This window comes from Nocardioides marmoribigeumensis (assembly GCF_031458325.1).
In the GTDB taxonomy this organism is placed as follows: Bacteria; Actinomycetota; Actinomycetes; order Propionibacteriales; family Nocardioidaceae; genus Marmoricola_A; species Marmoricola_A marmoribigeumensis.
The window spans coordinates 2,806,959-2,825,936 of record NZ_JAVDYG010000001.1; the positions used below are offsets into that span (position 1 = coordinate 2,806,959).

General features: G+C 73.4%; 16 protein-coding genes, 1 tRNA gene and 1 riboswitch. Of the genes, 14 read left to right on the forward strand and 3 right to left on the reverse strand.

Features of this window, described 5'->3' with window-relative positions:
• The first annotated feature begins 33 nt into the window (after positions 1 to 33).
• Genes J2S63_RS13505 through J2S63_RS13525 form a run of 5 tightly spaced genes read left to right on the forward strand, consistent with a single transcriptional unit; the run spans position 34 to position 4,159 of the window.
• Complete coding sequence (locus tag J2S63_RS13505; protein ID WP_310303114.1) at positions 34 to 330, forward strand: DUF6317 family protein; 297 nt, start codon at positions 34 to 36, stop codon at positions 328 to 330.
• The gene (locus J2S63_RS13510) at positions 327 to 980 is read left to right on the forward strand and encodes a hypothetical protein (RefSeq protein ID WP_310303116.1); all 654 of its coding nucleotides are present in this window, start codon (positions 327 to 329) and stop codon (positions 978 to 980) included. The genes J2S63_RS13505 and J2S63_RS13510 overlap by 4 nt, the downstream gene beginning before the upstream one ends.
• Positions 980 to 2,755, forward strand: a complete 1,776-nt coding sequence (locus J2S63_RS13515) for a putative T7SS-secreted protein (RefSeq protein ID WP_310303118.1) — start codon at positions 980 to 982, stop codon at positions 2,753 to 2,755. Before J2S63_RS13510 ends, J2S63_RS13515 begins: the two co-directional genes overlap by 1 nt.
• A gap of 7 nt (positions 2,756 to 2,762) precedes the next feature.
• Positions 2,763 to 3,521 carry a hypothetical protein gene (locus tag J2S63_RS13520; protein ID WP_310303120.1) on the forward strand — a complete coding sequence of 253 codons (759 nt, stop codon included), beginning with the start codon at positions 2,763 to 2,765 and terminating at the stop codon, positions 3,519 to 3,521.
• Entirely contained in the window at positions 3,518 to 4,159 is a 642-nt protein-coding gene (locus J2S63_RS13525; protein WP_310303123.1) for an SseB family protein, read from the forward strand. Before J2S63_RS13520 ends, J2S63_RS13525 begins: the two co-directional genes overlap by 4 nt.
• 1 nt (position 4,160) lies before the next feature.
• Here the strand turns inward: J2S63_RS13525 and J2S63_RS13530 are convergent, their stop codons facing one another.
• A complete protein-coding gene (locus J2S63_RS13530; protein WP_310303125.1) occupies positions 4,161 to 8,570 on the reverse strand; it encodes a type VII secretion EssC family protein in 4,410 nt (1,469 codons plus the stop codon).
• Positions 8,571 to 8,651: 81 nt separating this feature from the next.
• Between J2S63_RS13530 and J2S63_RS13535 the strand changes: the two genes are divergently transcribed.
• Together J2S63_RS13535 and J2S63_RS13540 are read left to right on the forward strand one after the other, a co-directional pair.
• Positions 8,652 to 8,728 (forward strand) — tRNA-Met (locus J2S63_RS13535).
• Positions 8,729 to 8,873: 145 nt separating this feature from the next.
• Complete coding sequence (locus tag J2S63_RS13540; protein ID WP_310303127.1) at positions 8,874 to 9,863, forward strand: tyrosine-type recombinase/integrase; 990 nt, start codon at positions 8,874 to 8,876, stop codon at positions 9,861 to 9,863.
• Between the two features lie 115 nt (positions 9,864 to 9,978).
• On the opposite strand, the gene J2S63_RS13545 is transcribed toward J2S63_RS13540, so the two are convergent.
• Positions 9,979 to 10,692 (reverse strand): hypothetical protein, encoded by a 714-nt coding sequence (locus J2S63_RS13545; protein WP_310303129.1) that lies wholly within the window; start codon positions 10,690 to 10,692, stop codon positions 9,979 to 9,981.
• A gap of 252 nt (positions 10,693 to 10,944) precedes the next feature.
• Between J2S63_RS13545 and J2S63_RS13550 the strand changes: the two genes are divergently transcribed.
• The 7 genes from J2S63_RS13550 to bluB all read left to right on the forward strand — a co-directional run bounded on the left by J2S63_RS13550 (position 10,945) and on the right by bluB (position 17,784).
• On the forward strand, positions 10,945 to 12,057 hold the full coding sequence (locus J2S63_RS13550) for a sensor histidine kinase (protein ID WP_310303131.1): 1,113 nt from the start codon (positions 10,945 to 10,947) through the stop codon (positions 12,055 to 12,057).
• Positions 12,054 to 12,722, forward strand: coding sequence for a response regulator (locus J2S63_RS13555; protein WP_310303133.1), 669 nt, complete (start codon positions 12,054 to 12,056; stop codon positions 12,720 to 12,722). The genes J2S63_RS13550 and J2S63_RS13555 overlap by 4 nt, the downstream gene beginning before the upstream one ends.
• A gap of 351 nt (positions 12,723 to 13,073) precedes the next feature.
• Positions 13,074 to 13,265, forward strand: a riboswitch (cobalamin riboswitch).
• A 54-nt stretch (positions 13,266 to 13,319) separates the two neighbouring features.
• Positions 13,320 to 14,162 (forward strand): ferredoxin-like domain-containing protein, encoded by an 843-nt coding sequence (locus J2S63_RS13560; protein WP_310303135.1) that lies wholly within the window; start codon positions 13,320 to 13,322, stop codon positions 14,160 to 14,162.
• Positions 14,159 to 14,860, forward strand: coding sequence for a precorrin-8X methylmutase (locus J2S63_RS13565; protein ID WP_310303138.1), 702 nt, complete (start codon positions 14,159 to 14,161; stop codon positions 14,858 to 14,860). Before J2S63_RS13560 ends, J2S63_RS13565 begins: the two co-directional genes overlap by 4 nt.
• Positions 14,857 to 16,374, forward strand: a complete 1,518-nt coding sequence (cobJ, locus tag J2S63_RS13570; protein ID WP_310303141.1) for a precorrin-3B C(17)-methyltransferase — start codon at positions 14,857 to 14,859, stop codon at positions 16,372 to 16,374. Before J2S63_RS13565 ends, cobJ begins: the two co-directional genes overlap by 4 nt.
• A complete protein-coding gene (cobM, locus tag J2S63_RS13575) occupies positions 16,371 to 17,129 on the forward strand; it encodes a precorrin-4 C(11)-methyltransferase (protein ID WP_310303143.1) in 759 nt (252 codons plus the stop codon). Before cobJ ends, cobM begins: the two co-directional genes overlap by 4 nt.
• A complete protein-coding gene (gene bluB, locus J2S63_RS13580) occupies positions 17,119 to 17,784 on the forward strand; it encodes a 5,6-dimethylbenzimidazole synthase (protein ID WP_310303145.1) in 666 nt (221 codons plus the stop codon). Before cobM ends, bluB begins: the two co-directional genes overlap by 11 nt.
• Here the strand turns inward: bluB and cbiE are convergent.
• A complete protein-coding gene (gene cbiE / locus J2S63_RS13585; RefSeq protein ID WP_310303147.1) occupies positions 17,759 to 18,958 on the reverse strand; it encodes a precorrin-6y C5,15-methyltransferase (decarboxylating) subunit CbiE in 1,200 nt (399 codons plus the stop codon). The two genes, bluB and cbiE, sit on opposite strands and share 26 nt — an antisense overlap.
• Positions 18,959 to 18,978 lie beyond the last annotated feature (20 nt).

Consider the following 18,978-nt stretch of genomic DNA (forward strand, 5'->3'; position numbering starts at 1 on the left):
TCCGACCGACGTGACCACCTGGGGGTGAGGGTCGTGCCCGACCTGTCCGTTGACGTGAGCGGCCTCCGCACGCTCGCGAGCACCATCCGCTCCGTGCGCTCGACCCTCGATGCCACGCGCTCGGTCGTCGAGGCCGCCCGCGACGACGTCGGCGACGGCCGGGTGTACGACGCGCTGGACGCGTTCGAGAACCACTGGGACGACGGACGCGGCCAGATCGACAAGAACATCGAGGCGATGGGCGAGATCCTCGCCGAGTCCGCCGGCGCCTACGAGAAGACCGACGCCGAGCTGGCCACCCAGCTCACCGAGCAGATGGACCGGCGGTGAGCGGTCCCGCGGCCGCCGGGCTCGAGGACCGGGTCGGCTTCGCCCTCACCGTCCCCGAGAGCTGGTTCGAGCTGGACCTGGCGCCCGCCACGCGCGACGACGCCGTACGCCGGCTGGTGGAGGACCGCCTGCGCGGCCAGCAGGAGCTGTGGGAGGCCCGCCAGGGTGTCATGCGCATCCTGCGCGAGGAGGCCGCCACGGCGTGGGACTCCGGCGCCGCCTACGCGGCCTGCCTGGTCCACCCGACCGACGAGGGTCCGATCACCGCGTCGCTGACCGTCTCGCTCGTGCGGGGCCCGGTCGGCGCGGAGGACACCCAGGACCTGCTCGGCACGCTCGAGACCGTGCCCCGCACCGACGACGGGCGGTTCACCTCCGTGACCGCCGTCCGGCTGGGCGACGCCCCGGCCGACTGCGCCCGCTCCTACGGCGTCGACGACCTGCCGGTCGCCGGCGGCTACGTCCGCACCGTCTTCATGCAGACGTTCGTGCGGGTGCCCGGCATGAACAAGTACTTCGTGGTCTCGGCCGGGTCGCCCGTGGTGGCGCTGGCCGAGGACCTGCTCGACCTCTTCGACGCGATCACGGGCACGTTCCGGGTCGTACCGCTCGAACCGACCGCATCGACCGCACGGACAGGAGACCGGTGATGGCGCGGCCGACCGACTGGTGGGTGCTGGACCTGGAGGGCGACCCCACGCCGGGGTCTCCCGCCGCCGTACGCCGGATGGCGCGCACGTGGTCGGTCGTCGCCGACGACGCGGCGTGGGGTGAGCGCCGGCTGCGTCAGCTGATGGGCGACGAGGCGCTGGGCAGGTGGATCGGCGAGGCCGGTGACGCGTTCCGGTCCAAGACCGAGGACCTGCCGGGCCAGCTGGGCAAGTGCGCCGACTCCTACGGCCGGGCCTCCGACGCGCTGTCGTGGTGGGCCGGCCGCCTCGAGACCCACCAGCACGACGCCGACGCGGCGCTGGACCGCGGGCGTGCGGCGCACGCCGACCTCGAGGAGGCCAAGCGGCGGGCCGCCGCTGCGGCGTCCTCGCTGTCGCACGCCTCCGGTGCGGCGGTGCTGACCGACCCGTCGCTCACCCCGACCCCCGAGCAGGTGCGCGACGCCCGCGCGCGGCTGCACTCGGCGCAGGCGGCGCGGTCCTCGGCCGACGCGGCCGTGTCCGCGGCGCAGTCGCGGCTCGACGCCGCGCGGCGGCTCGCGCTCGACGCCAAGCACCTGCGCGAGTCCGACGGGCGCACGACGGCCGAGCGCATCCACGACGCGGCGGAGGCCGGCATCCCGGAGCGGTCACGGTGGGACAAGCTCAAGGACTGGGCCGGCGAGGCGTGGCACGTGGTCGTGCAGATCGCCAAGGTCGTCGTGGCGGTCCTCGGCGTGGTCGCCCTCATCATCGGCGGGCCGCTGGCGTGGGTCGTGTTCGCCGCCGCCCTGGTGCTGCTGGCCGACGCGATCGCGAAGTACATGAAGGGCGAGGGCTCCCTGTGGGAGGTGGGTCTCGCGCTGCTGGGCTGCATCCCCGGCACCAAGGGGCTGACCACGCTGGCCGAGCTGCGGGCGGCGTTCGCGCTCGGTGGGCTCGCCAAGGCCGGCGGCCTGGTCGGCGGTCGACTGGTGACGATGGGCCGGCAGATGGCCGCGCAGGCCGACGTGATCCGCACGGGCTTCGTGCCCGGCATGCGCGCGGTCGTCCGCGTCCTGGGCAACGACGCCGGGCTCTCGGTGATCTGGAGCAGGGCGGCGCGGCTGCGCACGACCTCGGCCTTCATGGAGGCCGCGACGCCCTACGCCTCCAGCGTCAGCCAGGCGCGGCTGTGGCAGGGCGCGGCGCCCTACCCCGGCATCGACCGCTACGTCCCGACCGTGCTGCAGCCGGGCAGCCGCATCGAGGCCGGAGCCGGTGGGCTGGGCTTCTACGCGACCGAGGCCGGCACCGCCGAGCGCATGGGCTACTCCGCGCCGGCCGTCTGGGAGCACCTGCAGGTGGGCCCCGGGCCGGCCGGCACCCAGTTCGCCGGCTACCGCGGCCACATGGTGCCGCTCGAGGTGAACAACCCGATCGACGCGGCCACCGGGGTCGTCCACGCCAACCCGCACTTCGGCTCGGGCGGCGGCACCCAGTACTTCCTCGACATCAACCAGGGCCTGGCCACGGGCGACCTGTCCCTGCTGGACCGGGCGGGCAACGTCGTCGACATCCCGGCCGGCGCGAGTCGCGGCGACATCGGCACGATCGTCAACAGCCACCTCGGCAACGGGTCCCTCGGGGTGCGGCTGCACGACACGACCACGGTCGGTCCTGGCATCCTCGACACGTCACAGGCCGGTCACCTCCACGAGGTGCCCAACGGGTTCCGCACGGGAGCCCGCGGGACCGGCTACGTCGGCGACACCGCCTTCGCGACCCAGGACTGAGGAGCGCATGACCCGGACCCCCTCACGGATCCTCGGCCCGCTCGGTCCCCTCGCCCTGGTGGCCGAGGCCGAGGAGCGCCGCGGCAACAGCGTCGCGGTCGAGCTCCAGGCGTCCCGGCGACCCGAGCTCGCGCCGGTGGGCAGGGCTCGCCACGCGCTGGACCGCGAGGCACTCGAGCGCGAGGTCGAGCTGAGCCCCGACTTCGAGTGGGTCGAGGACCAGGCCGGCGTGCGGCTGCGTGACCGCTACACCGGCGTCACGGTGCACGGCGGGAGCGGGCGCGGCCTGCTCGCCCGGCTGCGCCGGGACCCCGAGCCGCCCCGCGAGCGGACCCCGGTCGCGTGGCAGCGGACGGCCCCGGCCGGACCGGGCGGGCTGCATGCCCCCGGCACCTGGGCGACGATCGGGGCCGAGGAGTGGGCGGTCGCGCGCGTCGCGGACGGGCAGGTGCACCTGGCGACGGTCGCCGTGGACGACGACGCGGTGCGCGAGGTCCCGGACCGCACCGTCGGCCAGGACGAGGTCGACCGCATCTTCCAGGTCGCCCAGCTCCGCGCGACGGTGGCCGGGGCCGAGGTGCGGGTCGAGGGGTTCGGGGCGCGGGCCGCTCGCGTCTCGACTGCGGACGCCGCCGTCGCTCGCGCCCACGACCTGCACGAGACCGCAGGACGCTGGGTCGGCACCGTGCCGCTGGACCGCCTCGAGGACCCGCGCAGCGAGCTGGTCGAGTGGTCCCGCGACCCCGAGACAGGAGCGTGGCGATGAGTGCCCCCGTGTTTCCCGACCCCTGGGACTTCCTGACCGCCTGGGTGCTGGTGGTCGCCGACGGCTCCGGTCGTCTGCAGCTGCTCCAGGACCCCGACGGCGGCACGACGCTCCCGGTCCGCACCGACCTCGAGGAGGCCCAGCGCCGGCTGCCGCCCGGTCACCGCCTGCTGCAGGCGCCGGTGGGCGAGCTCCTCGCGGGACTCCCGGAGGGGGTCTCGGTCTCGGTGGACCCGGGCTCCGAGTCCGGCATGCACGTGCCGGCCGACCTGGTGGTCGGCCTGCGCCGGCTGCTCGCGCCGGTGCCCGACGGGTCCTCGGTCGGGCCGTGGACCGACCTGCCCGCGGACGTCTCCCGGCGCCTCGCGGGCTCGACCGCCCAGGGCGTCCAGGTCTGGGCGCTCGCGGTCGACGTCCCCGACGGGCCCCGCCTGGGCCTGCTGGTCCACGACGTCGCCCACGACGACCAGGAGGCGCGCGGCGCGGCCGAGGGTGCGCTGCTCGGCGCGCTGGAGGGACGCGAGCCGAGCGACCTCGGGGTCGCCGGAGTGCGGGTCGCCGGACTCGACCAGCTGCCGGCGGACGCGGCCGACCTCGTGACTGGTGGCGGCGTGCCGCCGTTGTCCGTGGCGGGCTGAGTCACTGCGCCGGGACCTGCACGAGCTGCAGGTCGCCGGAGCCGTCGTTGAGGAACGCGCGGCCGGTGGTCGGGTTGTTGCCCAGGCTCGAGCGGGGCACGCGCACGCCGAGCAGCTCGCCGTCGGTGATCGACTGCGGGTTGATCAGCAGGCCCTGGCGGCCCTTCATGTCGACCTGCCAGCCGGAGAAGCCGCCGGCCACCTCGTTGACGTCGCCGCCCAGGACGATCGCGCGACCGCGGTCGACGGCCGTGCGCTGGAGGGCCCGGAGGTAGTCCTTGGCCTCCACGTCCTTGAGCAGCTCGCCGTCGTCGACCACCAGCACCACGGGCCCCTCGCCCTCGTCGACCAGGGGGGCCAGCTCCTGCTCGGTGATCTCCACGCCGGTGAGGACGGCGCGCACGCCCGCGCGGCCGTCGTACTCCCGGAGGGGGGAGGGCCGCGGGGCCGCGATGACGACCTCCGCGCCGCCACGCAGCAGGGACTCGACCACGGAGACCAGGACGGTGGAGCGGCCCGAGCGCGGGGGGCCGGCGATGATCGCCTGGGGGGTGCGGGCGAGGTCGAGGCCGCGGGCGGTGAGGTCGTCGCCGCCGACGCCGACCATCGCCCACAGCGGCCGGTCGACCTCGGGCACCCGCAGGTCCCACGCCGCCTCGAAGCCGATGCGGGAGGGGAGGACGTCGACGCGGAACGGGCGATGGGTGATCGTGCCCGCCCGCTCCTTGGCGGCGGCGCCGATCGCGCGCAGCGCGGCGCCCTGGGCCTGGCCGCCCGGGTCCTCGGTCAGGAGCGCGAACTGCAGCTCGATCGCGGACTCGGAGCGGAACCCGCGGCCCTCCGGGACGTCCTCGGGCAGCTTGCGGGGGCTGAGGCCCATCAGCGTGTAGTCGCCGCGGTCGGGCAGCCGCAGGCCGATCTTGTCCTCGATCAGCGAGCCCATGCGGGCGTTGACCAGCTGGCGGTCGCCGGTGATGACCAGGTGGATGCCGGTCGACGCGCCCTCGCGCAGCAGGGTCTGCACCTGCTCGAACGGCGTGCCGCCGTCGAGCTCGGACAGGCTGCCCAGGAAGCCTTCCCAGCGGTCGAGCATGACCATGATGTGCGGCAGCGGGTCGTCACCGGACGCCCGCTGCTCGGTGAGGTCGGCGTAGCCGCCCATGCCGAGGATCTCTTGTCGACGTGACAATTCACCGATGAGCCGCTGCAGCAGTCGCACCGCGCGGTCGGTCTGGGTGCGCTGGACGACCGCGCCCGTGTGCGGGAGGTCGTCGAGGGGGAGCAGAGCGCCGTTGCCGCAGTCGATGCCGTAGAGGTGCACGTCCTCCGGGGACGTCAGCCTGGCGAGGGACCCCGCCATCGTGCGCAGCGCCTGCGAGCGGCCGCTGCGGGGGCCACCCACGATCGCGAGGTGGGAGAACGTGTGCAGGTCGATGACCGCGGAGCGTCGGGCCTGCTGGGCAGGGAGGTCCTCGACGGCGAAGGGCGCCGCGGGGATGCGGCCGGGCTCGGTCACCACGTCCGCGAGCAGCTCGTCGAGGAGCACCTCGGTGGTCAGCGCCGGGAGCCACGGGCTGTGCTGGGGCTCGAGGCCGAGCGCGTCGTTGGCGGCCCGGATCGCCTCGACCAGCACCTTGAGGTCGGTGATCTCGGCGTCGTCGCTGCTCTCCGCGCGCGGGGGGTACGACGGGGGGTCGGCCAGGTCGCGCAGCCCCACCAGGGTGACCCACGGCTTGGCGTGGGTGACCGCGACGGTGCCGGGTCGGCGGCCACCGACGCGCCCGGCCTGGAAGGGCACGAGCGAGGAGGCCCCGAGGCGGGCGTAGGCGCGTCCCGGCGTCGCCTTGGAGATGCCGGCGGCGTCGGGGGCGTCGATCACGTCGGAGGACTCGGTGGAGTCGGTGACCCGCAGGGCGATGCGCAGGTTGGTGTTGGCGCGGATCTCGGGCGAGACCACGCCGCCGGGTCGCTGGGTGGCGAGGATCAGGTGGATGCCGAGCGAGCGGCCACGCTGGGCGATGTTGACCAGGCCGGTGACGAAGTCGGGCAACTCGCGCGCCAGCGAGGCGAACTCGTCGATGACGATGAGCAGCCGCGGCATCTCGGCCAGGTGCGACCGCTTGGCGCGGATGTCGATGTAGTCCTCGATGTCCTTGGCCCCGCCCTCGGCCAGCTGGTGCTCGCGGCGGGTCAGCTCGGCACCGAGGGAGACGAGTGCGCGCTCGACGAGATGGGTGTCGAGGTCGGTGACCATGCCGACGGTGTGCGGCAGGTCGACGCAGTCCTTGAACGCCGCGCCGCCCTTGTAGTCCACGAGCACGAAGGTCATCGCGTCGGGCCGGTTGGCCACCGCGAGCGAGGCGACGAGGGACTGGAGGAGCTCGGACTTGCCCGCACCCGTCGTACCCGCGATGAGACCGTGGGGGCCGTCGCGCACCAGGTCGAGCGCGAAGGCCCCGTCGAGCGAGGCGCCGATCACCGCACTGGTCGAGCGGCCGCCCATGGCCCACCGCGCACGCAGCGCGTCGGCGGTCGGGGGCTCGATGCCGAGCACCTCGGTGAGCCGGCAGGCGCTGGGCAGCACGGAGTCGTCGTCGCCTCCCGACACGTCGCGCAGCGGCGCGAGGGCGCGCGAGACCCGTTGCAGCCAAGGGAGTCCGACCAGGTCGGGGGTCACGTGCTCGACGTCGGAGCCGCGCATCTGGCGCAGCGTCACGCCGTCGTGGGTCTGCACGACGACGGCGGTCGCCTCCTCGGGCAGCAACCGCTCGTCGACGTCGAGGCAGATGGATCGGATGCCGAGGGCCGGACCCTCCTTGAGCAGGGCGACGACCCCGGGCAGGTTGCGCAGGCGGCGGGCGCCGTCGAGGACCACGACGACGTCGGGCTCGTTGAGCACCGCGTTGCTGCGGTTGGCCAGCGCCTGCCGACGGGAGGTGAGGATCGCGGTGAGCTCGGCGATGCGGCGCGCGCACGACTCGGTGTCGACGCCGAGCGTGGTCATCGTGTCCTGGCCGTGCTGGGGACGGGCGTGGGGGAGCCAGCGCAGCCAGTCCCAGTCGGTGGCGTGGTCGGCGTCGGTGAGCACGTAGACCCACGTGTCACGGGGGCTCTGCAGCACGCCGAGCTGGGCGACCATCCACGACGCGATGCGGCGGGGGAGCTCGTCGCGACCGGCCACGCCGACCACGCCACGCTCGCCGAGGTCGACGGTGACGGGGACGTCGTACGCCGTGGGGGTGGTCTCGCGCCGGTGCTCGAGCTCCTCGGGGTCGTCGACGGAGACCTCGCTGGGCAGGTCGCCGACGCCGATGCGCAGCGTGAGGTAGTCGGGGTCGGTGACCCGGCGCTCCCACAGCCGCATGCGCGGTCCGGCGGCGATGAGCAGCGCGGTCGCCGGGTCGGGCGCCTCCGCGCGACGGGCGATGCGCTCGTCGACGACGGCCTGGGCGGCGTCGGCCTCGATGCGCTTCTTCTTCTCCTTGTACTCCGCGAGCTGCTGGCGGTAGGTGACCTTGCCCTGACGCCGGCCCTGGAGGTAGGAGCCGAGCATCATCATCGGCGACATCAGGCCCATCATCAGGAAGTAGGGCTTGTGCAGGATGAGTGCGAGCGCGACCGCGAGGCCGAGCGGCATGAGCATGACCAGCCAGGGCAGGCCGGTCTTGGTCTGCTCGCTCGGCGGCGCGGGGAGCTTGAACTTGGTCCGGCGCAGCGGGGGCAGCAGTCGCGGTGGCCGGTTGTAGTCGATCCACCCGGCCTCGGCGCTCGGCTCGACCGCGGCGTCCGGCTCGGTGACCCGTTCGAGCTCGAGCATCGTGCGCCCGATCGTCACCAGCCCGCCGACGGGCCAGTCGGTGGCCTCGCCCAGCGCCTCGCGGTCGAGCGTGACGCCGCTGGCGTCGTACGGCGTCACCGTCGTGGTCCCGTCGGCCTTGACGCTCACCGTCGCGGCGACCGGCGGCACGGACGGGTCGGTCAGGCGTACGACGCACCCGGGGTCGCTGCCGACCGTCGCCTCGCCGACGGTGAGCCGGTGCACCTCGCCGGCCCCGGGACCCGAGACCAGCCGGAGCTCGACCAGACCGGGGGGCTCCTCGAGCAGGCTGGCGGCGGGGTCCGCGACGGCGATCAGCGACCCCTCGCGCAGCCCGCTGTCGGCCAGCGCCTTGGTCGGGTCGAGGCGCTCGCCGAGGTGGTAGAGCGTGGGGGCGCCCCTGGTGGCCCCGGACGGGCCGTTGGTGGTCGAGCTTGTCGAGACCCCGATCGAGACGACGTTGTCGCCGCTCGCCCGCGCGGCACGGACCAGCTCGGGGACGGTGTCGGCGACGGTCACGCCGTCGTCGGCCTGGAGCACCACGTCACGTCGAAGGTCCTGCCGCGGGTCGACGACAGTGACGAGGACGCGCATGCGCCGAGTGTAAAGAGGATGACTGGACCACCGCCCCGATTTGGTCTGCTCGGGACCGCCCGGTAACCTAGGGATCACCGACGCGGGGTGGAGCAGCTCGGTAGCTCGCTGGGCTCATAACCCAGAGGTCGCAGGTTCAAATCCTGCCCCCGCTACCAATCTGGCCCGGGATTCAGCGCGAATCCCGGGCCAGAAAGCATTTGAGACTTGAACCTCCCTCCGGAAACCCTCCTTTGCGGAGGGCGCGACTCGATGCCGCGGCCGCCGTTCGCGCGGACCCGGGCGCGGCGGCGAGAGTCGGCCATGACGAACCCACTCTTCATCCCGACCGTTCTTGATGCACCGCCGCGGACCATGCTGACTGAAGCCGACGCCTGGCGGATCGCCGTCGCCATCGAGGCGGAACTGGCCCCGTCCACCCGCGCCATGAACGCCGGCGCCTGGCGTCAGTGGGAGCGCTGGTGCCGGGGGAGGGGCCTCGATGCGCTGCCGGCCGCGCCCGAGGCGTTGGCCGCGTACCTGACCGAGCGGGCCGAGGCCGGGCTCACCTTCGGGACCCTCGATGGCTACTGCTCCGGCATCGCACATCGGCACCACCAGGAGGGCCTGTCCGACCCGACCGCCGATGTCGTCGTACGCCGGGTGCGTCGTGGACTGCGCCGGATCATGGGCGTCGCGCCCCGCCGGCAAGCCCACCCGCTGACCGTCTCCGAACTCGCCCAGATCGTGTCCCGCATCGACACCGGCCGCCCTATCGGCATCCGCGACCGGGCGGTCATCCTGCTCGGCTACGCCTCGGCGATGAGACCTGGCGAGATCTCGGCCCTGAACATCGAAGACCTCATCACCAAACCCACCGGCATTCTCATCTCCGTCCGCCGATCCAAGACCGACCAGGACGCCCACGGCCAGCTCGTCGGCGTCGCTCGCGGCGACAACCCGCTCACCGACCCGATCCGGGCACTCGACGCCTGGCTCAAGATCCGCCCAGCGGGGCCGGGGGCACTCTTCACCCGCGTCATCTATCCCGGGTCCCTCACCACGGTGCGCATCGGAGCCCGGGCAGTCAGCCGGCTCGTCCAGCAGCGCGCCAACTCAGCTGGCTTTGACGGCATCCCGGTCACGGGTCACTCGCTGCGGGCCGGTCACGCCACGACGGCCGCTGTCAACGGTGCCCCGATCGACCGAATCGCCGCGCAGACACGGCACCGCGACCTCGGCACTCTCCTCAACCACTACATCCGACCGGCGGAGGCACTGGCGCATACGACCAGCCGCGACCTGGGTCTCTAGGTACCTCCGAGCCCAGGGTGCAGGAGACGTGGGCCGACTGGCGAACGCCGAGCTCGTCCGATGCTTCCGCACGTGTCCTGGCAAGTGACGAGCAACCGTTGCTACCGAGCCTGGGTCAGGTCCAACCGATGGTCTCCGGGTTGCGCCACTCGGTGTCGGAGAGCTGGGCGATTCGCCAGGCGAGGGCCGCCGCTGTCGCCACCGCGAGTGCGTACTTGACGGCTGCGGCCGCCGGCACGTCGCCCGGGGCCACCACCTCGAGGACGAACGCGGTGCCGGCAAGTCCGACAACCCAGAGGGGCGCCAGTCGGCGACGGTAGAAGGCGATCGGGAGCAGGACCACAGACAGCGCGTAGGCCACGATGAGCGGCATCACGAGCAGTCCGATCGCCGCGTCGCTGTTGATGCTGTCGAGAGTCTCGAGCGCCGCTGCGCGGCTTGGTGACGCGTCCACGATCTTGATCGTGATGAGAGAGAAGGTCGCGTAGGCGACATGGCCGAGAGCGCCCATCACCCCGAAGAGGGCGGCAGCCCAGGCGAGGCGCCTCCCGCGGCCGCGGACGACACGTGCGGCACCGATCACCCCAACGACGAGCAGGATGGATGAGATGGTGATTACGACGGCCTCGACCGTCAGGCGCCCGGGGGCGGACGACGCCGCGTCGTACAGGCCAGCTGCCTGCCCGTCGTTCGGCGGCGCGATGAGCCCGCCGATGCCGATCAGCGCGGCTGTGCCGGCGAGCGCCGCTGCCGTGACCATGCGATGGGTGGGCGAGGCGTCTGCGTCGACGCGGCTCGTTCGGGACAACACCTGGGGTTCGTTCAGCATCGGAGTGGCTCCTCGTTGACGGGATCTGACCTGACAAGTCCAGCCGTCATCGCCGGCTCGCGCGTCGGTCTGAGAGGCGGTTCCGCTAGCTCGTGGCTTCAAGGATCGCGGAGCCGGTTCCACCCGCAGGTTGAGGGAACTCGCCGCAAGGTGGATGCCGCCCGCGGCGGTGTCTGGCACGCTGGCCCAATGTCGCGGGGCGGTCGTGGGCTCGACGTTCGCTCGGTCACATCTGCGGTCCGGACGATGGGTGTGGACCGTCGAGAGGATGTCCTGCTGGCGGTCATCCTCGGACTCGCTGGTCTGGTCGAGGTGGCGCTCGGGGCGGTCCCCGGCCACGCGCTGGTTGCGAGCCTGTCCCTGCTGGTCATGACCGCTGCGCTGATGGTGCGGCGGCTTCGTCCCCGGCTGTGTCTCGTGCTCGTCCTGCTGGCGCTGATCGTCCAGTCGCTCCTTGGTGTCCCTGTCAACGCTCAACTGATGACGATGCCGTTCGTCCTGGCCGCCGCGTACTCGGTCGGGGCGCACCTAGATCGGAGGGCCTCGGCGATCGGTCTCGCGATCGGTGCCACGCTGATCTCGGTTGCGATCGCGGCCGCGGGCACGGGTGGCTCCGACTATGGCTTCGGGCTGTTCCTCGTCACGGGCCCCTGGATCGCCGGTGCTCTGGTGTACGCCCGGTCCGCCGCCGAGGCGGAGGCGGTTGCCGGCGCCCGGAGCCGGGCCAGACAGGCGGCCGACGACGAACGAGAGCGCATCGCGCGCGAGCTTCACGACATCGTGTCCCACGGCCTCTCCGCGATGGTCGTGCAGGCCGCCGCGGCCGCAGAGCTGATCGACCGGTCGCCCGAGGCTGCTCGCAAGGCCATGCACGAGGTGCAGGCAACAGGCGCCGACGCGATGAGCGAGATGCGTCACATGTTGGGGCTGATGCGTGGGGGCGACTCTGCCGGACGCCGACCGCAACCGGCCCTCGAGGACGTGCAGGAGCTCATCGAGGCCGAGCGGGCCGCAGGTCGCTCGGTGACCCTGACCGTCCAGGGGACACCGCGTGAGCTGCCGCGCGGCCTGGGTCTCTCGGTCTTCCGGATCGTCCAGGAGTCACTCACCAACGTGCGCAAGCATGCGAGCGCGAGCCGTTGCGAGGTCTCCATCACCTACACCCCCGTCGCACTCGAGGTCGAGGTCGTCGACGACGGATTCGGTGGGGCTCAGCGCCCGGAGAGCCCTGGGTTCGGAATCGTCGGGATGTGCGAGCGTGCCCGGCTGTATGGCGGGGACCTCGAAGCCGGACCACGCTCGCCGGGTGGCGGCTGGGTCGTCCGGGCCCGGTTCCCGATGGAGCATCACGTGGTCGAGTCATGATCCGAGTACTCGTGGTGGATGATCAGGCACTGGTGCGTGACGGGTTCCGAGCGATCCTGGAGTCTCAACCGGACTGCGAGGTCGTGGGCGCGGCGGAGGATGGAATCGATGCCGTCGAGCAGACCCTTCGGTTGGCTCCGGACGTCGTCCTGATGGACATCAGGATGCCGCGGCTCGACGGCGTCGAGGCAGCTCGCCGGATCTGCTCCGACAAGCGCTGGACCGGACGGGTCATCGTGCTGACGACGTACGGAGACGATGAGAACGTCTGGGACGCCTTCCACGCAGGCGCCTCGGGCTTCCTCCTGAAGACCACCACTGCCGGCGACCTCGTGCAAGGCGTACGGTCCGTCGCCGCGGGCACGGAGCTCCTCGCCCCCGAGGTGACCCGGCGGCTGGTGCGCCAGTTCATGTCGAAGCCACGCCCCGGTGAGGCGGCACCTGGAATCGCTGAGCTCAGCGAGCGGGAACGGCAGGTCCTTGGGCACCTGGCCCGCGGTCGTTCGAACGCCGACATCGCCCGCGCGATGTTCGTGTCCGAAGCAACGGTGAAAACACACATCAACCGGCTCTTCGCCAAGCTGGAAGTGCGTGACCGCGTGCAAGCGGTGATCTTCGCCTACGAGTCCGGATTCGTGTCCCCTGGGCCACGTGCCGAGCAATAGCGGGGAAGTGCAGCGTCATGTGGGCGAAGCGAGCCGATGCTGCGGGCCGCAGCGGGACTTGATTGCCCTCCCCTTACCCTCCGGAATCTGTCGACCTGAGCCGGTACCGATCGGGTACGCTCGGAATCGTTCGAGACAGCGGACACCGCGACAACACAAGCGATTCGGCTGTTTCCCGCAACGTTCGGTAGCACTCGGAACGCCCTGTGCGACTCCAGAGGTCGCAGGTTCAAATCCTGCCCCCGCTACAAGATGTGAGAGGCCCGCACAAGTCACTGTGCGGGCCTCTCGCTCGTCCGCAACCATTCGCGCGTTCGTTCCGCGGGCGGCGTGCGACGATCCGATGTCGAGCGCTACTGTGACGATGCCAGTCGTGCTCCACTCGTGGAGTCAGGGAACCCGGTGAGACTCCGGGACTGACGCGCAGCGGTGAGGGTGACGGCCGGAGCACGTCAGCGATGGCAGCCACTGGGAACTCCCTGGGAAGGCGCTCCGGGCCGAACGATCCCGAGTCCGAAGACCTGCTGGCCCTAGCGGCGCCAGCCGCCAGGTCACAGACGGACCCCGCGACAGGGTCCCGGACCCGAAGGCGTTCCCGTGACGAGCACCCGCAACCGGCGCGACCAGTGCCCCGGCGTGCTCCGCCCGTGGCCGGCGGACGACGGGCTCCTCGTGCGCCTGCGGCTGGTCGGCGGGCGGCTGCCCGTGGCCGACCTGCTCTCCCTGCTCGACGTGGCCGAGAGGTACGGCGACGGGCGGGTCCACGTGACCGGCCGGGCCAACCTCCAGGTCCGCGCGTTCCCCGGCGCGGACGGACGGCTGACGGACGAGGCGCTCGGCGCGCTGCGCTCCACCGGCCTCGTGCCGAGCCTGACCCACGACCTCGTGCGCAACGTCATGGTCTCGCCGCAGACCGGTCTCGCCGGTGGGCGTGCGGACCTGCGGCCCGTGGCCGCGCGCCTCGACCGCGAGCTGCAGTCGGAGGCCTCCCTGTCGACGCTGCCGGGACGCTTCCTCTTCGTCCTCGACGACGGTCGCGGGGACCTGCTCGACCGGCCGTGCGACCTGGGCCTCGTGGCGCTGACCGACCGGCTCGCCCAGCTTCGGGTGGGACCGCGATGGGGCGAGGTGGTCGACCTGGACGGGGCCAGCGGGCACCTTCTCGCCCGGGCACGGGAGTTCCAGGAGGCACGGGGGGACGGGCCGGGGGCCCCGTGGCACGTCGCCGAGCTGTCAGCGCCGCTCGGGCGGCCGGCGGCACCCGACCCACGCCTCCCGTCGCCCGCACCGCCCCTGCCCTTCGGTGCGGTGCCCGGCGGCACGCACCGCCCGTGGCCCGAGTCCGGGCTGAGCCGAACCGACCTGCCGGCACTGCCCGGCGGCACCGACCTCGTCGTGACGCCGTGGCACGGCGTCCTCGTCCCAGGAGCACCGCGATGACCGAGCTGACCGAGCCGACCCCGCTGACCGCACCGACCGGGCTCCGCCGTCCACCCCAGCGCTACGAGTACGTCGACCGCGGTACGGCGATCTACGTCGACTCCTTCGCCACGATCCGCCGCGAGGCCGACCTGAGGGGCGTGCCGGCCCAGGCCGAGAAGCTCGCCGTGCGGATGATCCACGGCAGCGGGCAGGTGGACCTCGCGCGGGACCTGGTCATCCACCCCGGTCTCGTCGGCGCGGCCCGCGAGGCGTTGGAGGCCGGCGCCCCGATCCTCTGCGACGCGACGATGGTTGCGACCGGCGTCACGCGCAGCCGCCTGCCGCGCGACAACGACGTGGTCTGCCTGCTCAACGACCCCCGCGTCCCCGATCTCGCCTCAGCCTGGGGCACGACGCGGACCGCGGCCGCGGTGTCGTTGTGGGAGCCCGACCTCGACGGAGCGGTGGTCGCGATCGGCAACGCCCCGACCGCGCTGTTCCACCTGCTCGAGCTGCTGCTGGACGGGGGACCTCGGCCGGCAGCGGTGGTCGGCTGTCCCGTCGGGTTCATCGGGGCGGCGGAGTCCAAGCAGGCGCTGGTCGACCTCGCTGACCAGCACGGCATCGACGTCCCCTACGTCACCGTGCGCGGCCGCCGCGGGGGCTCCGCGATGACCTCGTCCGCCCTCAACGCCCTGGCCCAGGAGGTCGAGTGACCGGCCGCTTCACCGTCGTGGGCATCGGCCCCGGCGACCCCGAGCTCGTCACCATCAAGGCGGCCCGCCTCATCGGCGCCGCCGACGTCGTGGCCTTCCACGCCGGCGTCCGCAAGGAGTCGCACGCGCGGCGCATCGCCGCCGACCTGTTCCCGCCGGGCGTGGTGGAGGAGGAGCTGCGCTACCCCGTCACCACCGGCACGACCGACCACCCCGGCGGCTACGTCGGCGCGATGACCGACTTCTACGCCGCCTGCGAGGACCGGCTCGCCGCGCACCTCGACGAGGGCCGCGACGTCGTGCTCCTCGCCGAGGGCGACCCGCTGTTCTACGGGTCGTCGATGTATCTCCTCGACCGCTTCAAGGAGGTCTACGACACCTCGGTGGTGCCCGGCGTCCCCGCCTTCGCGGCGGCGACCGCCGCGCTGGCGCAGCCCCTGGTGCGGCAGACCGACGTGCTCACCGTGCTGCCCGGCACGCTGCCCGGGCCCGAGCTCGCGCGACGCCTGGCCGACACCGACGCCGCGGTGATCATGAAGCTCGGCCGCACCTTCCCCGTCGTACTGTCGGCGCTCGAGGAGGCCGGCCGGCTCGAGGGGGCGTGGTACGTCGAGCGTGCGTCCCAGCCCGAGGAGCACTGGGTGCCGGTCAGCGAGGTCGACCCCGGGTCGGTGCCGTACTTCTCCCTCGTCGTGGTGCCGGGCGACACCGCCCGAGTGGCGACCGCCGACCGGATGCGGACGATCGCGGGGCCGAGCCCCGTCCCGGCCACCAGCGACACCGCCGCGGCCGAGCTCCTCGTCGTGGGCCTCGGTCCCGGCCCCGACCACTGGCTGACCCCGGAGGCGTCGGCGGTCCTCGCCGAGGTCGACCACGTCGTCGGCTACGCGCCGTACGTCGCCCGCGTGCCGCAGCGTGCGGGGCTGACCCGGCACGCGTCGGGCAACACCGTCGAGGTCGAGCGGGCGCGCGTCGCCCTCGACCTGGCCCGCGCCGGCGAGCGCGTGGCCGTCGTGTCCGGCGGCGACGCCGGTGTCTTCGGCATGGCCGCCGCGGTGTTCGAGGCCGCCGAGGACCCGGCGTACGCCGACGTGGCCGTCCACGTCATCCCGGGCGTCAGCGCGGTGCAGGCCGTGGCCGCGCGAGCGGGTGCGCCGATCGGCGCGGACTTCGCGGTGCTGAGCCTCTCGGACCGGCTCAAGCCGTGGGAGGTCGTCGAGCGACGGCTGCGCGCCGTGGCCGAGGCTGACCTCGTGCTCGCGGTCTACAACCCCGCGTCGCGCTCGCGCACCGAGCAGGTCGCCCGTGCGCAGGAGGTGCTGCTCGAGCACCGCAAGCGCGAGACCGTCGTCGTCGTGGGGCGCGACGTCGGCCGTGCCGAGGAATCGCTGCTCGTCACCACCCTGGGCGAGCTCGTCCCGTCGAGCATCGACATGAAGTGCCTGCTGATCGTCGGCGCCGAGAGCACCCGCGTCGGCCCGGCGGGCGTGTGGACCCCGAGGTTCGTCCGGTGACGGTCCACTTCGTCGGCGCCGGACCCGGTGCGGCCGACCTGCTCACCGTGCGCGCCACGCGTCTGCTCGGCGCGGCGGACGTCGTGCTCTTCCCCGGCACCTACCTCGACCCCGACGTGCTGTCGCACGTCAGTCCGGCAGCCGAGCTGGTCGACACCCAGGACCTCGACCTGGACCGGATCACCGACCGGGTCGTCACCGCCCACCGTGCGGGCCAGGACGTCGTCCGGCTCGCCTCGGGCGACCTCTCGGTCTACTCCGCGCTGTCCGAGCAGACCCGCCGGCTCGACGAGGCGGGCGTCCCGTGGGACGTGACGCCCGGCGTCCCGGCGTACGCCGCTGCTGCCGCGCTGGTCGGGCGCGAGCTGACCGTCCCGCTCGTCGCGCAGTCGGTGGTGCTGACGCGCACGCAGGCGCGCTCGACCGCGATGCCGGCGACCGAGCAGCTGGCCGCGTTCGCCGCGACCCGCGCGACCCTCGTGCTGCACCTCGCGATCACGCGCACCCGCTCGCTCATGGCGGAGCTGGAGCCGGACTACGGGCCCGACTGCCCGGTCGTCGTGGTGCACCGCGCGAGCCAGCCCGAGGAGCTGGTGCTCCGCGGGACCGTCGCCACCATCGCGGACGCGGTCGAGGAGGCGGGCCTGCGCCAGGCGGCGGTGGTCATGGTGGGGCGCGCGCTCGACCCGTGCGGTGCGGGGGAGTCGCACCTCTACGACCCCCGGCGCGACCGGGAGCATCGGCATGACTCCTGAGCAAGGGGTCTACGACGTCATCAACCGGCGTCGCGACACCCGGCGCGAGTTCACCGGCGCACCCGTCGACCCGGAGGCGCTGCGTCGGGTCCTCTCGGCGGCCCACTGCGCGCCGAGCGTGGGCATGAGCCAGCCGTGGGACTTCGTGATCGTCCGGTCGCCCGGGACGCTCGCGCGGTTCGCGGCCCACGTCGCGCAGGAGAGGGCGACGTTCGCCGGCACCCTCAGCGGCGAGCGCGCGGAGACCTTCAGCCGGATCAAGGTCGGGGGCGTCACCGAGTCGGGGCTCGGCATCGTGGTCGGCTACGACCCCGGTCGCGGCGGGCCGCAGGTCCTCGGCCGTCACGCGATCGCGGACGCCGGGCTCTACTCGGTCGTCTGCGCGATCCAGAACCTCTGGCTGGCCGCCACCGCCGAGGGGCTGGGCGTGGGGTGGGTGAGCTTCTACCGCGAGGAGTTCCTCCGCGACCTCGTCGGCATGCCCGCGCACGTGCGGCCCGTCGCGTGGCTCTGCCTCGGCGCCGTGGAGGGCGTGCCCGACGTCCCCGACCTGGAGCGCTTCGGGTGGCGGCACCGGTCGCCGCTCTCCACCGTGGTGCACGAGGGCGAGTACGGCGTGCCGTGCTCGCTCAGCGGTGGAGCGTCCACTGGGTGACGCCCCGCGCCGGCGTCCAGCCGGTGAAGCCCCCGATCGGCGCCGCGGTCTCGACGGACAGGCGGGTCAGCTCGCCGCCGTGCGCTCGGTAGGACTCCGCGAGCAGCTGCTCGGTCTCCAGGGTGACGCCGTGGACCACGAGCCGCCCACCCGGACGCAGGGCCGCCAGGCACGTGTCGAGGACGCCGGGTCTCGTCGCGCCGCCGCCGACGAAGACCGCGTCGGGGGCGGGCAGCCCGGCCAGCGCGTCGGGCGCGCGGCCGGACACGACGGAGAGTCCCGGGACGCCGAGGGCCGAGGCGTTGCGGGCGATCCGGGCCGCCCGGTCGGTGTCGGCCTCGACCGCCGTGGCCGAGCACGACGGGTGCGCGCGCATCCACTCGATGCCGACCGAGCCGGCACCTGCACCGACGTCCCAGAGGTGATCGCCGGGGGTGGGTGCGAGTCGCGCCAGGGCGCTCGCCCGGAGGTCGCGCTTGGTGAGCTGCCCGTCGTGCTCGAACGCCTCGTCGGGCAGCCCGGCCACCCAGCCGCCGCGATGCGGGCCGGAGCACGCAATGGCCACAATCGCCAAGCGGGGTTGGGGATCCGGGTGGTCCAGCAGCTCGCGGGCCGAGGCGAACGACAGGTGCTGCTCCTGCTCGCCGCCGAGGTCGCCGAGGACGGTGACCGCGCTGTCGGCGTACCCCGTCTCGAGGAGGAGTCGCGCCACCTCGGCCGGCGTGCGCTCGTCGGAGGCGAGCACCAGCACGCGACGTCCGGGCGCGAGCTCGCGGCGCACCAGGTCGACGTCGCGCCCGACGACGCTGACCACCGCACAGGACTCGGCCGGCCACCGCATCGCCGCGCGGGCCAGCGCCACCGAGGAGACCGCCGGGACCACCGCGACCCGGTCGGCGCCGAGCAGGTCGACCAGGGTCGTCGCGATGCCGGAGACCAGCGGGTCGCCGGACGCGAGGGCGACGACGTCCTCGTCCCCGAGGGAGTCGAGCAGCGCGGGCAGGCCCTCGCGCAGGGGCGACGGCCACGGCTCGCGGCGCTGGCCCGGGACCGGCGGGAGGAGGTCGAGGTGGCGGCGTCCGCCGAGGACGACCGCGGCGGACTCGACGAGGCCCCGGGCCGGCGGCGCCAGCCCCTCCCAGCCGTCGGCTCCTGTCCCCACCACGGTGATCACGGGGGGTGACGCTATCGTGA